Origin of the sequence: Devosia yakushimensis (genome assembly GCF_030159855.1) — a bacterium.
GTDB lineage: Bacteria > Pseudomonadota > Alphaproteobacteria > Rhizobiales > Devosiaceae > Devosia > Devosia yakushimensis.
The window spans coordinates 367340-382496 of record NZ_BSNG01000001.1 but is presented as its reverse complement, the minus strand read 5'-3'; the positions used below and the strand labels follow the sequence as shown (position 1 = coordinate 382496).

At 64.0% G+C, this 15157-nt stretch carries 11 protein-coding genes; 7 read left to right on the top strand and 4 right to left on the bottom strand.

The window, feature by feature from the left end; all coding sequences use genetic code 11:
- Positions 1 to 15: 15 nt before the first annotated feature.
- The 4 genes from QQL79_RS01740 to QQL79_RS01725 all read right to left on the bottom strand — a co-directional run bounded on the left by QQL79_RS01740 (position 16) and on the right by QQL79_RS01725 (position 5163).
- Complete coding sequence (locus QQL79_RS01740; RefSeq protein ID WP_284387328.1) at positions 16 to 1107, bottom strand: DUF1513 domain-containing protein; 1092 nt, start codon at positions 1105 to 1107, stop codon at positions 16 to 18.
- Between the two features lie 2 nt (positions 1108 to 1109).
- A complete protein-coding gene (locus QQL79_RS01735; protein WP_284387326.1) occupies positions 1110 to 2177 on the bottom strand; it encodes an imelysin family protein in 1068 nt (355 codons plus the stop codon).
- Positions 2177 to 3691, bottom strand: coding sequence for a di-heme oxidoreductase family protein (locus QQL79_RS01730; RefSeq protein ID WP_284387324.1), 1515 nt, complete (start codon positions 3689 to 3691; stop codon positions 2177 to 2179). Before QQL79_RS01730 ends, QQL79_RS01735 begins: the two co-directional genes overlap by 1 nt.
- A gap of 218 nt (positions 3692 to 3909) precedes the next feature.
- On the bottom strand, positions 3910 to 5163 hold the full coding sequence (locus QQL79_RS01725; RefSeq protein WP_284392795.1) for an imelysin family protein: 1254 nt from the start codon (positions 5161 to 5163) through the stop codon (positions 3910 to 3912).
- 545 nt (positions 5164 to 5708) lie between these two features.
- On the opposite strand from QQL79_RS01725, the gene QQL79_RS01720 reads away from it, so the two are divergent.
- The 7 genes from QQL79_RS01720 (at position 5709) to QQL79_RS01690 (ending at position 15089) form a co-directional block, all read left to right on the top strand.
- Entirely contained in the window at positions 5709 to 6818 is a 1110-nt protein-coding gene (locus tag QQL79_RS01720) for an ABC transporter substrate-binding protein (RefSeq protein WP_370461165.1), read from the top strand.
- Between the two features lie 186 nt (positions 6819 to 7004).
- Positions 7005 to 7886: an ABC transporter permease gene (locus QQL79_RS01715; protein WP_284387322.1), complete on the top strand. Its 882-nt coding sequence runs from the start codon at positions 7005 to 7007 to the stop codon at positions 7884 to 7886.
- Positions 7883 to 8674 carry an ABC transporter permease gene (locus tag QQL79_RS01710; RefSeq protein WP_284387321.1) on the top strand — a complete coding sequence of 264 codons (792 nt, stop codon included), beginning with the start codon at positions 7883 to 7885 and terminating at the stop codon, positions 8672 to 8674. Before QQL79_RS01715 ends, QQL79_RS01710 begins: the two co-directional genes overlap by 4 nt.
- 1 nt (position 8675) lies before the next feature.
- Entirely contained in the window at positions 8676 to 9743 is a 1068-nt protein-coding gene (locus QQL79_RS01705; protein ID WP_284387319.1) for an ABC transporter ATP-binding protein, read from the top strand.
- A 93-nt stretch (positions 9744 to 9836) separates the two neighbouring features.
- Positions 9837 to 10667: a 3-mercaptopyruvate sulfurtransferase gene (gene sseA, locus QQL79_RS01700; protein ID WP_284387317.1), complete on the top strand. Its 831-nt coding sequence runs from the start codon at positions 9837 to 9839 to the stop codon at positions 10665 to 10667.
- A gap of 124 nt (positions 10668 to 10791) precedes the next feature.
- Positions 10792 to 11958, top strand: coding sequence for an efflux RND transporter periplasmic adaptor subunit (locus QQL79_RS01695; RefSeq protein WP_284387315.1), 1167 nt, complete (start codon positions 10792 to 10794; stop codon positions 11956 to 11958).
- A gap of 17 nt (positions 11959 to 11975) precedes the next feature.
- A complete protein-coding gene (locus QQL79_RS01690; protein ID WP_284387313.1) occupies positions 11976 to 15089 on the top strand; it encodes an efflux RND transporter permease subunit in 3114 nt (1037 codons plus the stop codon).
- Positions 15090 to 15157: the final 68 nt, after the last annotated feature.

Genomic DNA, 15157 nt, shown 5'->3' with positions numbered 1-15157 from the left:
GCATAGGTTTGCCCCCTACCCCACCCGCAACATATGATTATCAAACGAAAAATCGAACTTCTGCCGGTCGCGCTCGGCCCCGGCAATGCCGATCATTTCGCCCATGCCGCTGGTGGCCACGAACCCCGACCCATCCGCCGCCAGCCCACAGCCATTGCGCAGGGTTTCGACCAGCACAGGCCGGCCCCCTTCGGCATCGATTGCTACCAGAAGATCCCCCTCCGGCGAGGACACCGCCACGGTACCGCCATCGGCCGAGACGGCAACCGAGCCGACATAATTGCGCAGGTCGCGCAGCGTATCGATCGGCAATTCGATCAGCCGGATTTCCCCATCGGCCGTCGCATAGCCCACCAATTGCGGGCTGTCGCTTGGCGCGCCCTTATATTGGCAGCCGAACCACGCCCGGCCACGCGCATCCACGGCCATGTGCCGGATCGAAAGCTGATGCAGCCCGCTTTCAAGCCGCAATTGCCCGATGAGATGCCCATCGCGCCGGTCGATAAAGACCACCGAGGGGTCCATCGTATCGAGATTGAGCTCCGCCCGGCCGTAATCGGGATGGGTCTCGATGCCACCATTGGCCACCACGAAGGTCACCCCATCGGGCATCAGCAGCATTTCATGCGGGCCCGTGCCATAGGTGGGAAATTCTCCCACGCGCTTATAGCCATCGGTCGCGTCATAGATGCCGATCACGCCCCTGGCCGCCTCGAAATCGCTTTCCGTGGCGTAGAGCAGCCTGCCATCGGGTGAGAACACGCCATGGCCGAAGAAATGCCGCCCCTCGATGCTGGTCAGCGTCACCGGGGCCTCCCGGCCAGCCGGATCGAACACCACGGCAAAGGTTCCCGGCTGCCGCGCAAAGACCACACCCCGCCCCGCTTCGGCGCTGATGGTAATATCGTGCCCGCGATCGGGCAGGGCGATCTGGGAAATGACATCGCCACGCTCGCCCATAAGCACCGCGCCATATTTTCCCGCGCTGGTCTGCACCGAACTGGCAAACACCAGCTCGTTACGCTCCAGCGCCAGCAATTGACGCGGCAAGAGGCTCGCCGCAAAGCCCGCGCCCGCCGCCTTGAGGAATGCCCGCCGCTGCCACATGGTCAGTCTCCGTCCAGCGAGGAAAAGCCGACGCTCAGCCCCAGCGCCGCCGACAATTGCTCGCCCACCAGCGTCTGCAGCGATTGGGTGACGATGACGAGATAGGCCAGCGCCTGAGCCTTTTTGGGGTCGGCCACCGCCTCATCCACCGGTCCCGTCACCAGGCTAATGGCCCGCTTGGCATTGGCAAATTCGAAGCGCACCGAATTGTCCAACCCGCTCTCGGCGGCCCCGCCCACCAGCGCCATGCCGGAAACGGTAAAGAGCTTTTCCAGCCCCTCCACATTGGCCCGCGCCATGGCCATGGTCAGCCCCGAGCGCCAGAACAGCGCCTGCTTGGGCGCCGCCGCCCGCTCGCCCTGGGCGATAAAGGGATTGATGCGGGTGTCCCGCACCCCCTCAACGCCGTGGGAGATCAAGCCCACCAGCGCTTCGAGCGCCTCGGTCTCGGTGCGGTAATCGGCATAAGCGGCGCTGGGCGCCATCAGATGCGCCGCCGTGCCATCGGGCGCATACCAGCCCGCCGCCAGCTCATCGGCAATTGCGGCCAGATTGCCGGCAATGGCCGCGCCATAACGGCAACGGAACGCTCCCTCGGCTCCGGCCAGTGTCTCTGCCCCAGTGCCGAACAGCACGAATTCCAGCGCCGTCAGCCCCTGCACGGCAACGCTCTTGCCCCGCAGTGTATCGAGCGAAGTGGCCGTCTCGTCCTCATCGGCCAAAATCGCCTGCACCTGCCGCAGGGCAATCCCCTTGCGGTCGGGCCAGAACAGCAGCCGGTCGCTGCGATTGTCCTCCATCAGCGGCCCGATACGAATAAATTCCACTCTTCCATAGGCCGTCGCGGTCCGGCCAAACCGGTCCTGCGCCAGCGCCTGCGCATCCGCCGATGGCTCCGCGCAAAATGCGCCCATGGCGTCGACCAGGCCATGCGCCTCGTTGCGCAATTCGGTAAAGCCCGGCCGGATCACCTGCTCGACCGCATTGGCCATCACCGCACTGGTGGTCAGCTCCTGCGCCATGGCCGGCGCGGCGCCCAAAAACAGCAGCATGGCAATGAGCAGGCGCATCACAGCGACTCCAGGAAAGTGATCAGGTCCTTGCGCGTGGCCTCGGACATGGCGGCAAAGGCATCGCGCGCCGCCTGGCCTTCCCCGCCATGCCACAGAATGGCCTCGGTCAAGTTCCGCGCCCGCCCATCATGGAGGAAAAACGTGTGCCCCGAAACGGTCTGGGTCAGCCCGATGCCCCAGAGCGGGGGCGTACGCCATTCATAGCCATCCGCCTGCCCCTCGGGCCGGTGATCGGCGAGGCCCTCGCCCATGTCATGCAGCAGGAAATCGGCATAGGGCCAGATCAGCTGGAACCGGTGCGCCGGATTGGGCGCATCGCGGCTGGTGACGAATTTGGGCGTGTGGCAGCTGGCGCAACCCGCACCATAAAACGCCGCCTTGCCGGCCAGCACGGCGGGGTCTCCCACATCGCGCCGCTCCGGCACGCCCAGCGTCTGCGAATAAAACGTCACCAGGTCCAGCACCGGGTCGGGCGCTTCCGATACGCCCAGCCGCGCCTGTTCCCCGGTGGGCATGGCCAGGCACTCCGGCTGCCGCTCGGTGCAATCGCCATGCGGCAGGTTCACCAGCGGCGTCGAAATGCCGATATCGCCGGCAAAAGCCGCCGCCGATTGGCTGCGAATGGTCGGCATCCCGGCCTTCCAGCCAAACCGGCCCAGCATGACGCTCTGGCTTTCCGGGTCGATAACCCAGTTCGGCCGCCCCGAAATGCCGTTCCCATCGAGGTCATCCGCATCGGCCAGCGCCAGGATATCGGCGGCCGGAATCTGCTCGATCAGCCCCAGCCCGATCATCGGCGGCGCCACCCGCGGCGACAGCATCACATCATCGGCCATCGGCCCATAATTGAGCTCGGCCACCGAATAGGCGGGCTGGCGCAGGGTCACCACCGTCCCGTCGTCCAGCGTCACGGGCAGGTCGGTATAGTCCACCACCATCCGCCCTTCCGCCTTGAGGCCCGGCACGGCAAAATCCTGCAATTGCGTGCCATAGGTGGGCTCGCCCACCTCCCCGGCAAAAACGCCGTCCAGCGCCAGCCGCGTATCGTTCTCGCCCGGCGGCACCGATAGCCGCAGGAACATCGATACCCCGCTTTCCCGGCTCGCATCGAACGGGGGATGGCCCCGCCCGTCCTTCAAATGACAGCTCTGGCAGGCCCGCGCATTGAACAGCGGCCCCAGCCCGTCCGAGGCCTGGGTGGAGCTGGGCGAACTCACCCAGAGCTTGCGGAACAGCGCATTGCCCAGCTTGAACTGCTCTTCCTGCTCGAAGCTGAGGCTGGCGAGGAAATGGGAGAACGCATCCTGGTTGACGATCTTTTTCGTCGTCCCCTTGCCCGCCTGCATGGTCTCGAAATTCTCGGGCGCCGAAAAATCCGTCGCCGGCGCCGTCACCCGCGCCACCCGGCCGAGGTCCTCAGGCGTCAGATCGGACCGAACCGCTCTGTCCTGCGCCAAAGCGAGGCCCGTTGCGAGCAGGGCGATGAGGGCAAGGGTCAGGCGGATATGCATGTTAAGTCCACGGCGTCGTTCCCACACAAGCGGGAACCATCGACAATTGCCTTACCCGTTCCGTCCATGAGGCACCATCTCCCCCACCCGCAATGTCATTCCGGCGCAGGCCGGAACCCATCCTGAGATGACCAAGCACGCACTGGCCGCCTGAAGACCTCAGGATGGACCCCGGCCTGCGCCGGGGTGACACCGTTGTAAGCTGAAGGGCCGCGCTCCTACTGGAACACCGCATCCGGATTGGACAGGCTATCGCTGTCCTCGATGGTCACATCGTCCAGCTGCAGCAGCGCCACGGCGCGTTCGATGCCGCGGGTCTGGGCGATCAGCCCGTCGATGGCCGCCTGCACCACCGCATTGCCCTCTTCATTGCCTTCCCCGATCTGCTGGTCATAGGCCTCGCCATCCTCGGCGCGCTTGGCCATGATTTCCATCTTGGCCACGGTGTCGTCGATAAGGCCGGCAATTTCGGTGTCGAGCGCCCCGTCCTTGGCCGCGATCAGGTCCGAGATCGCCGGCCCTTCCACCACCGAACCATCGATGCGCGTATAGCTGCCCGAATAGACATTGCGGATACCGATCGCATCGTAGAGATGGGAAATATGGGTATTGTCCGAGAAGCAGTCATGCTCTTCCTCGGGATCGTGCAGCAGGAGGCCCAGCTTCATCCGCTCGCCCGCCAATTCGCCGAATGACAGCGAACCCATGCCCGTCAGAATGGCCGAAATGCCCAGATCGGGCAGTGCCGCCCGCGCCGCGCCATCGGCCGTCCAATTGCCCACCATCTCTTCGAGATCGCTCACCAGCAGCGTCGTCGCCGCCTTGAGATAGGCCGCGCGGCGATCCGCATGCTCGGCCGTCGAATAATCGGTAAAGGGCCTATTGCCCGCGCCTGGGCCGGTGCCATTGAGGTCCTGGCCCCAAAGCAGGAATTCCACGGCATGATACCCCGTCGCCACATTGGCTTCGATCCCCGCCGCTTCCTGCAGGCTATCCTGCAGCAGCGCCGGCGTGATCTCGGTCGCATCCACCTCGACGCCGTCGATGGTGAGCTTGGGATTGGCAATGACATTGGCCACGTAAAGCGCATTGCTGTCGCTTTCCATGCCGTAGCCGGCATCGACATAGTCGATCAGCCCCTCGTCGAGCGGCCAGGCATTCACCCTTCCTTCCCATTCATCCACGATCGGATTGCCGAACCGGAACGCCTCGGTCTGCTGATAGGGCAGGCGCGATGCCTTCCAGGCCTCCCGCGCCGCCAGCAGCGTGGCCTCGCTCGGATCGGCGATCAGCGCATCGACCGCCGCGTCCAGCGCCTTGGCCGTGGTCAGCGCATCCTCATATCCGGCCAGCGCGATATCGGCATAATTGGCCAGCACATCGGCCTCATCTGGCGCCTGCGCATAGGCGGCCACCGGGGCAACGGAAAGCGTAAGCGCCAAAACCAGGCCGCGCAGCGTCCCCTTGGAAATCATGGATCGTCCTCCAGGCTGAAATCTCAAAGCGGAGTATCCCTCTCACCTTATAAAAGCAATTCAATTTCAATAGTTTAGAAGAAGTCTAAAGTATCGGAACGGCGAGATTTGCAATTTTCCCAATAGTTTCGGGACCTTGCTGTTTCCCCACCACGGCCCCTCAATCGTCCACCCTCTCCCTTGTGGGTGGATCAGATCGTGCCACACCCACCGGCAGATCCCTCCCCCTGTCAGGGGGGCTAGGAGGGGGTACACCAATCCCTCCGCCAACCACCCAATGCCTCATTCCCAAAATTTTTGACCATCTGGACTAAACTGTCACAAAGGGGCACTGTCACAATTGCGACTGGGAGGGAGCGGAGAGATCGGCACTGGCAGCTAAGGGGGGCGCGCGAGCGGGCTTTTTCGTCGGCATGCCGACTGTCACATTGTCGTCCCGGCTCTGTCATTGCACTGTCACACCGCCTCACTACTCCCTCCGCCAGTCCGCCACGGCAGCCACCAATGGCTGCCGGCGAACGACCAATTCAGGGAGACTGAACATGACCTTCAAGAATGTGCTTGCCGCGTCCGTCTCGATGCTGGCCGTGCTTGCCGTTTCCGCCCCGGCCTTCGCCCAGGCCGATCTCGACGCCCTCTATGCCGCCGCCAAGGCCGAAGGCCAGCTCACCGTCATCGCGCTGCCCCACTCCTGGTGCAATTACGGTGGCGTCATCGAAGGCTTCAAGGCCAAATACCCCGACATCACCATCAACGAGCTGAACCCCGATGCCGGCTCGGCCGACGAACTCGAAGCGGTTCGCGCCAATATCGGCAATACCGGCCCGCAGGCCCCCGACGTGCTCGATATCGGCCTGGCCTTCGGCCCCCAGGCCAAGGATGAAGGCCTGCTGCAGGCCTATAAGGTCTCCACCTGGGACGAAATTCCGGACGACGCCAAGGATGCCGAGGGCTTCTGGTATGGCGACTATTACGGCGTGCTGGCTTTCGGCATCAACAAGGACGTGGTCACCGGCGACAACCCGGTTTCCTGGGCCGATTTGAACAAGGACGAGTTCGCCAATTCGGTTGCCCTGGCTGGCGATCCGCGCACCGCCAATAACGCCATCATGTCCGTCTTCGCGGCTGGTCTCTCGACCGGCGCCGCACAGGACGCCGCTGCCCAGGCCGGCCTCGAATACTTCAAGGCGCTCAACGACAAGGGCAATTTCGTCCCCGTCGACGCCGAAGCCGCCGCCATCGCCCAGGGCACCACGCCCATCGCGATCAACTGGGACTACAACCTGCTGGCCGCCCGCGACAACCTCAATGGCAACCCGCCGATCGACGTGGTCGTGCCCTCCGATGGCGTCGTGGCCGGCGTCTATGTCCAGGCCATCTCGGCCCATGCGCCCCATCCCAACGCTGCCAAGCTCTGGATGGAATACCTCTATTCGGACGAAGGTCAGCTCGGCTGGCTCGCCGGCTATTGCCACCCCATCCGCTTCAACGCCCTGGCCGAAGCCGGCAAGCTGCCTGAAGACCTGATGGCCAAGCTCCCCGCCGCCGAGAACTACGCCAAGGCCGTGTTCCCCTCGATCGAAGAGCAGAACGCCAACAAGACCACCATCACCGGCGGCTGGGACTCCACCGTCGGCGCCAGCGTGCAGTAATCTCCACGCGCAGAACACCGGTTCTGCCCTCCCTCCCCCTTGAGGGGAGGGTAGCGTCGCTAGGCCCTGATGGGCCGTAGCAAAGCTGGGGTGGGGGTCGATTTGGCGCATAACCACACGACCCCTCCCTCAATCCCTCCCCTCAAGGGGGAGGGAGGCGAAAGCCGATATCTTCGGGGCAGCACCATGACCGATACAACCCTACCACCGCCAAAACCGCCCCGCCGCATCCCCTGGGACAGCCTTGCGGTCTTTCCCTTCGTCATTTTCGCGGTGATGTTCCTGTTCCTGCCCACCCTCTCGCTGGTGGGCGCCGCCTTTACCGACCGGGCCGGCAGTTTCACCTTCGACAATATTGCCGGCCTCTTCACCGACCAGATCCTTGCCGCCTACTGGATTTCCATCCGCATCTCAGGCGCCTCCGCCATTCTGGGCGCGCTGATTGGCCTGGCCATCACCCTCGCCATCATCCGCGGCCGGCTGCCCGCGGGCCTGCGCTCCGCCGTCATGACCTTTTCCGGCGTCGCCTCCAATTTCGCCGGCGTACCGCTGGCCTTTGCCTTCATTGCGACTCTGGGGCGGCTGGGCCTCGTCACCATCATCCTGCGCACTGTCTTCGGCTTCGATCTCTATCGCTCGGGCTTCAACCTTTTGAGCTTTTGGGGCCTTACCCTCACCTATCTCTACTTCCAGATTCCGCTGATGATGCTGACCATCGCCCCGGCAGTGGATGGCCTCAAGAAAGAATGGAACGAGGCCGCCCAGATGCTGGGCGCCAGCCAGTGGCAATTCTGGCGCTATGTCGGCCTGCCCATTCTCTGGCCCAGCTTTCTGGGCACGCTGTCGCTGCTGTTCGCCAATGCCTTCGGCGCCATCGCTACTGCCTGGGCCCTGACCGGCTCCAACCTCAATATCGTGACGGTCCTGCTCTACAATCAGATCCGCGGCGATGCCCTGCAAAATCCCGGCCTCGGCGCTGCCTTGGCACTCGGCATGATCGTCATCACCAGCCTTGCCAATGTCATCTATCTGGTCGTCGCCGCCCGCGCCGAGAGGTGGATGAAATGAAGACAAACCGCTTCTGGGCCTGGCTGGTCTTTGCCATTGGCGCGGCCTATTTCATCATCCCGCTGCTGGCCACCTTCGAATTCTCGCTGCGCATGCGGCGCGGCGAATATAGCTTCGATGCCTATGCCTCGGTCTTTGCCGACCCGGCCTTTGCCCGCAGCTTCACCTATTCGGTAGTCGTGGGCATTTTCACCATTATCGTGGGGGTTCTGGTCGTCGTGCCAGCCGTCTATTTCGTGCGGCTGCGCATGCCCTGGCTCAGGCCCTTCATGGAATTCGTCACCCTGCTCCCGCTGGTCATCCCGGCCCTGGTGCTGGTCTATGGCTATATCCGGCTCTACAATTCCAGCTCCTTCATCCCCTTTACCGGCAGTGCGCTCGGCACCGATATCCTGCTGACCTGCGCCTATGTAACCCTGGCCCTGCCCTATATGTATCGCGCCGTCGACAATGGCATGCGCACCATCGATATCGGCACCCTGACCGAGGCCGCCCAGATCATGGGCGCCAACCAGGCCCAGATCATCGGCCAGATCATCCTGCCCAATATTCTGGTGGCCATTCTGTCCGGCGCCTTCCTGACCTTCGCCATCGTCATCGGCGAATTCACCATAGCGAGCCTGCTCAACCGGCCGGCCTTCGGCCCCTATCTCGTTGGCATCGGCACCAACCGCGCCTATGAGCCGGCTGCTCTCGCCATCATTTCCTTCATTATCACCTGGGGTGCCATGGGCATGATCAACGTGCTCGGCCGCTTCGCCCCCCGCACCTCCGCACGGACCGATTGATATGACCCAGGATTTCCTGTCCGTCCAAAACGTCACCAAATCCTTCGGCAGCAACCGGGTGGTCAAGGGCATCAGCTTCGGCTTCGGCAAGGGCGAGTTCATCTCCCTGCTCGGCCCCTCCGGCTGCGGCAAGACCACCATCCTGCGCATGATTGCCGGTTTCGAAAACCCGACCTCGGGTACGATCAGCATTGATGGGCAGGACATCACCCACCTCAAGCCCAACCAGCGCCAGCTCGGCATGGTGTTTCAGGCCTATGCGCTCTTTCCCAATCTCAATGTCGGCGACAATATCGCCTTCGGCCTCAAGATATCGGGCATGCCGGCCGAGCAGCGCCGCGCCCGCGTCGATGAAATGCTGAAACTCATCGGCCTGTCCGGCTTCGAAAAGCGCTACCCCTATGAAATGAGCGGCGGCCAGCAGCAGCGCGTCGCCCTTGCCCGCGCCATCGCCCCCCGTCCCCGCATGCTCCTGCTCGATGAACCGCTCTCGGCCCTCGACGCCAAGATCCGCGTCTCCCTGCGCGAAGAAATCCGCGCCATCCAGATCGATCTGGGCATCACCACGGTTTTCGTCACCCACGACCAGGAAGAGGCCCTCTCCATCTCCGACCGCATCGTGGTGATGAATGCGGGCAATATCGAGCAGCTCGGCGCGCCGCACGAAATCTACAACAAGCCGGCCACCCGTTTCGTCGCCACCTTTGTCGGCCAGCTCAACACCATCGAAGCAAAAATCGTCGATGTGGCGGCCAAAACCGTCGCCATTGACGGCCAGACCGTTCATGTCAGCCAATTGCCAGCCAATGCTACTGCCGGTGCTAACAGTCTGGTGACATTGCGGCCCGAAGTGCTGTCCGTCGGTGCACGCGAAGGCAATGATATTACCCTCGCCGGCACCATTGCCGATGTTACCTTCCTCGGCTCGGTCATCCGCCTGCGCGTGGCGCTGGGCCAGAATATTCTGAGCCTCGACACCTTCAACGACCAGCGCACCGCCCCACCCAGCCGGGGCGAACCCGTCACCATCAGCTTCGCCAGCAAGGACCTGCTGGCGCTGGACGTCTGATTTCAAAAAACCTTGTTATGCCAGTTACCTAGGGGTTTGACGTTACCGCCGGGAAGGCCCATCCTAGGGGTCAGAACCACACAGGAATCCAGCATGGACACCCCCTTCGTCACCACCGAATGGCTCGCCAACCATCTGAGCGACCCCAATCTGGTGGTGGTCGATGCCAGCTGGCACATGCCCAACGCCGCCCGCAATGCCCAGGCCGAATATCTCTCCGGCCACATCCCCGGCGCGGTCTTCTTCGACATCGACGGCATAGCCGACACCAGCTCCCCCCTGCCCCACATGCTGCCCTCTCCCGCCGATTTCGCCCATATGGTCGGCGCCCTGGGCATCTCGGACCAGTCGACCATCGTCGTCTATGACGAACTGGGCCTCTTCTCCGCCCCCCGCGTCTGGTGGACCTTCCGCACCATGGGCGCCCGCAATGTCTACATCCTGGCCGGCGGCGGTCCCAAATGGCGCGCCGAAAAACGCGCCGTCCAGACCGGCACCGTGACCCGCCGCCCCGCCATTTTCGCAGCCCGCTTCGACCCGCATCGCGTGGCCGATTTCGAAACCGTGCGCGACCGCAGCCACGATCACGCCACCCAGATCGCCGATGCCCGTCCAGCCCCGCGTTTCCATGCCGAACAGCCCGAGCCGCGCCCCGGCTTGCGCGGCGGCCACATTCCGGGCAGCACCAATGTCCCCGTGGGTCTCCTGACCGAAAACGGCCAGATGCGGCCGGTTTCCGAACTCCGGCAAATCTTCGCCGATCGCGGCATCGACACCGCCAAGCCCATCATCACCTCCTGCGGCTCGGGCATCACCGCCGCGACGCTCGCTCTGGCCCTCGAGGTCAGCGGCGCCAGCAATGTCGCGGTCTATGACGGCTCCTGGGCCGAATGGGGCGGCCGCTCCGACGCCGAAATCGAATAACAAGCCCGCGATCCTTACGGCTTTGTAATGTCGTGCGGTTAGCGCCGCTGCTACAGTCCCGCTGATGTCCCGGCGCCCTTTCCGCCGGATTACTGACAGCTCAGCATTTTTCAGGGTCCAAGGCTTGATACGGCAGCTTCTGGCTTCACTCATAATTCTGGCCGCCGCATTGGCGGCCTGGGCCTTTTTCGTTCCCGGCGCCAGCGAAACCCTGGCCAATTACGGCATCACTCTGCCCTTCGCTGCTTCGGAGCAAGCCGCGACCGGCCCCGGCCAGCGCCCCGGCGGCGGACGGCCAGGCGGCGCCCGCCAGAACAATGTGGTGACCACAGGCGTCGTGCTCGCCACCATCAATTCCACGCTCAGCGCCGTCGGCGAAGGCACGGCCACCCGCTCGGTCACCGTCGCTTCCCCCGTCGGCGGCACGCTGGCAGATGTCGACGTGCGCCCGGGCCAGGCCGTGGCGGCCGGCGACATCATTGCCCTCCTGGATTCGGACGCCGAGCAGATCGCGCTGGATCGGGCCCGGCTCGCCGTGGACGACGCCCAGGCCACCCTCGCCCGCACCCAGGGCCTCGCCAATTCCAATGTCGTCGCCCCCACGGCCCTGGCCGCCGCCCGCCTCGCCGCGGCCAATGCCGATCTCGAATTACGCAATGCCAGCGTCGCCCTCAGCCGCCGCACCATTACCAGCCCCATTGCCGGCACGATCGGGCTAATCCAGGTTACTCCCGGCAATTACGTCCCCGCGCAAACCACCGTCACCACGGTCGACGACACTTCCGCCATTCTCGTCGATTTCTGGGTGCCCGAGCGCTATGCCGCGTCCATCGCCCCGGGCATGCAGGTCACCGTCACGGCTATCGCCCTGCCCGGCCGCACCTTTGCCGGCGAGGTCAATGCCGTCGATAACCGCCTCGATCCGGCCAGCCGCACGCTGCAGGTCCAGGCCGAAATCCCCAATGACGACCGGGCCCTGCGCGCCGGCATGTCCTTCACCGTCGCCCTGCGTTTCCCGGGCGAGCAATTTCCAGCGGTCAATCCTCTGGCCATCCTGTGGTCGGCCCAGGGCTCCTATGTCTGGAAATACATGGATGGCAAGGCCACCCGTGTCATGGCCGAAATCGTCCAGCGCAACAGCGACGGCGTCCTCGTGCGCGCCGACCTTAATCCCGGCGACGCCATCATCACCGAAGGCATCCTCCAGCTCAGCGAGGGCAGCGAAGTGACCCTGTTGAGCGGACCCGATGGCGCATCCGCTACCCGTGAAGCCGAGGCTACACAACCCTGATCCGATAAGGACCGCCAATGTCGATTGCCCAGAAGAACGAACGTGGCGGAACCTTGGCGGCGCTCTTCGTGCGCCGTCCGGTCCTGGCGGTCGTGATCAATGCCATGATCGTGGTGGCCGGGCTCGCGGCCCTGCTGGGCGCCGAAGTGCGCGAATTGCCCAGCGTCGAGCAGCCCGTGCTCACCATCTCCACCAGTTTCACCGGCGCCGCCGCCGAAACCATGGATCGCGAAATTACCGCTGTGGTGGAAGGCGCCGTCGCCCGCGTCCAGGGCGTCACCGGCATTTCCTCCAGCTCCTCGACCGGGCAGAGCCGGGTCACTCTCGAATTTTCCGACAGCACCAATCTCGATGTCGCCACCTCCGATGTGCGCGATGCCCTCAGCCGCATCGGCCGTTCCCTGCCCGACAATGTCGACGATCCGGTGATCTTCAAGGCCGATTCCGACGCCCAGCCGGTAATGCAGCTCGCCGTCACCTCCGACACCATGAGCATGGGCGACTTGAGCACCTTGGTCGAAGACGTGATTTCCGAACGTCTCGGCGCCGTCGCCGGCGTTGCCGAGGTGCAGGTCTATGGCACGCGCGAAACCACCTTCGATGTCGATGTCGACCCGGTCAAGCTCGCCAGCCATGGCCTGACCGTGGCCGATGTGCGCAATGCGCTCGCCACCATCGCCTTCGACACCCCCGCCGGCTCGATCAACGGCCCCAACCAGAACATCACCGTCCGCGCCATTTCCGAGGTCACGACGCCGCAGGATTTCGAGGATATCATCATCAATGGCCGCACGCTTCTGGGCGATGTGGCCAGCGTCGTGTTCGACGCCTCCGCCAGCACTTCATCGCTCCGCTCCAATGGCAAGCCAGGCATTGGCCTGGGCATTATCCGCCAGGCCCAGTCCAATACGATCGAGATTTCCCAAGGCATTCACAATGCCGTCGCGGTGCTGAACCAGACCCTGCCGGCCGGCGCCGAAGTCACCATTTCCAGCGACGATGCCGTGTTCATCGAAGGTGCGCTGCATGAGGTCGAGATCGCGCTGATCGTGGCGCTGGTCGTGGTCGTCGCCATCATCTTCCTCTTCCTGCTCGATTGGCGGGCCACCATCGTTCCCGCCATTTCCATGCCCATCGCCCTGCTCGGCGCTGTGGCGGGCATCTATGCCATGGGCTTTTCGCTCAACATCATCACCCTTTTGGCGCTGGTGCTGGCGACGGGCCTGGTGGTCGATGACGCCATTGTCGTGCTGGAAAATATCGTGCGGCGCAAAGGCATGGGCGCCGGTCCCCGCGCCGCCGCTGTGCTCGGCACCCAGGAAGTGTTTTTCGCTGTTATCGCCACCACGCTGACCCTGGCCGCCGTCTTCATCCCGCTCTCGTTCCTCTCGGGGCAGACGGGCCGGCTGTTCCGCGAATTCGGCTTCACCCTCGCCATCGCCGTGCTGCTCTCCTCCATCGTCGCCCTCTCCATGGGCCCGATGATCGCCTCGCGCTTCCTCAAGCAAGGCGAGCACAAGAGCCATGGCGGCATTCTGGGCGCCTTTGGCCGGGCCTGTGCCCGCTTCTACCGGGTGACGCTGCGTGTCGCGCTGGCCAATCCCTTCGTCGTGGTGCTGATCGCGCTGCTCTTTGCCGCCTCGTCCTATTTCGTCTATGGCAATCTGCGCCAGGAAATCACCCCGCCCGAGGATCGCTCGCAAATCCAGCTGCGCATCCAGGCGCCCACCACAGCAAGCCTCGACTATATCCGCACCCAGCTCACCACGGTCGAAACCATGCTGCAACCCTTCGTTGCCAATGGCGAAGTGCGCTCCATCTTCGTGCTCTCCGGCTGGGGCAGCGGCGGCTCGCTGACCCTGACACTGGCGCCCTGGGGCGAGCGGCAGCGCAGCCAGCAGCAGATTGCCGCCGATATCACCGCGCTCATGGCCCAGGTGCCCGGCGTGCGCGCCTCGGTGGGCCAGGGCAATTCCCTGGGCATTCGCGGTGGCGGCTCCGGCCTGCAATTTGCCGTGGTCGGCTCCAATTACACCGTGCTGGCCGACACCGCCGAAACCATTGCCGATCTCATGGAAGAAGATGGCCGCTTCGGCCGCGTCACGGTCAATTTCGATACGACCCAGCCGCAACTGACCCTGAGTGTCAATCGCGAGCGCGCCGACGCGCTGGGCATCGACATCAACGGCCTTGCCTCCACCATGCAGGCCATGATCGACGGCAGCGATATCGGCAATGTCTTCATCGATGATACCAGCTACACCGTGCGCATGGTCTCGACCAGCAATCCGATCAACGATCCGCGCGACCTCGAAAGCCTCTTCGTACGCACCGGCGACGGGCGTTATGTGCCTATGTCCACCATAGCCACCATCACCGAATCCGCCGTGCCGCCCACCCTGCGGCGCGAAGCGCAGCGCCGCGCCGTCAATGTCACGGCAAGCCTTGAAGACGGCCTCGCCCTGGGCGACGCCTATAGCCAGATGCTCGAAATGGCCCGCCCCATCCTGCCCGAAGGCACCTCAATCCTGCCGCTGGCCGAAGCCAAGACGCTGGGCGAATCCACCAACGGCCTCTTCGTCACCTTCGGCTTCGCACTGGTCATCATCCTGCTCGTTCTCGCCGCGCAATTTGAAAGCGTGTGGAGCGCCGTCATCGTCATGACCACCGTGCCCTTCGGCGTTGCCGCGGCGCTGTATGCGCTCTTGGTCACCGGAGGGAGTCTGAACATCTTCAGCCAGATCGGCCTGGTCCTGGTGGTCGGCATCATGGCCAAGAATGGCATCCTCATCGTCGAATTCGCCAACCAATTGCGCGACCGCGGCATGCCGGTGCGCGAAGCCATCGAGGAAGCCTCCAATATCCGCCTGCGGCCCGTGATGATGACCATGATCGCCACCATCCTGGGCGGCCTGCCTTTGGTGCTGGCCAGCGGCGCCGGCGCCGAAGCGCGTGCTGCGTTGGGCTGGGTCATGGTCGGCGGCCTGAGCTTTGCCGCCGTTTCGACCCTCTACCTGACGCCGGTCGCGTATCTCCTGATGGCCCGCTTCAGCAAACCCAAGGTCGAGGAAGAAGCAAGGTTGGAACGGGAGCTGGATGCAGTCAACGGGATTGGCGAGCCGGCGGAGTAATCCGGTATCACGGCTCTTGCCCCAACTCGCCCCACCCCCAACGTCATTCCCGCGCAGGCGGGAATCCA

Bases quoted from the DNA above. Each gene is read 5' to 3' on its own strand.
- QQL79_RS01740 (WP_284387328.1), bottom strand. From the start codon at position 1,107: ATGTGGCAGCGGCGGGCATTCCTCAAGGCGGCGGGCGCGGGCTTTGCG.
- QQL79_RS01690 (WP_284387313.1), top strand. From the start codon at position 11,976: ATGTCGATTGCCCAGAAGAACGAACGTGGCGGAACCTTGGCGGCGCTC.
- QQL79_RS01705 (WP_284387319.1), top strand. From the start codon at position 8,676: ATGACCCAGGATTTCCTGTCCGTCCAAAACGTCACCAAATCCTTCGGC.
- sseA (WP_284387317.1), top strand. From the start codon at position 9,837: ATGGACACCCCCTTCGTCACCACCGAATGGCTCGCCAACCATCTGAGC.
- QQL79_RS01735 (WP_284387326.1), bottom strand. From the start codon at position 2,177: ATGCGCCTGCTCATTGCCATGCTGCTGTTTTTGGGCGCCGCGCCGGCC.
- QQL79_RS01730 (WP_284387324.1), bottom strand. From the start codon at position 3,691: ATGCATATCCGCCTGACCCTTGCCCTCATCGCCCTGCTCGCAACGGGC.
- QQL79_RS01715 (WP_284387322.1), top strand. From the start codon at position 7,005: ATGACCGATACAACCCTACCACCGCCAAAACCGCCCCGCCGCATCCCC.
- QQL79_RS01710 (WP_284387321.1), top strand. From the start codon at position 7,883: ATGAAGACAAACCGCTTCTGGGCCTGGCTGGTCTTTGCCATTGGCGCG.
- QQL79_RS01720 (WP_370461165.1), top strand. From the start codon at position 5,709: ATGACCTTCAAGAATGTGCTTGCCGCGTCCGTCTCGATGCTGGCCGTG.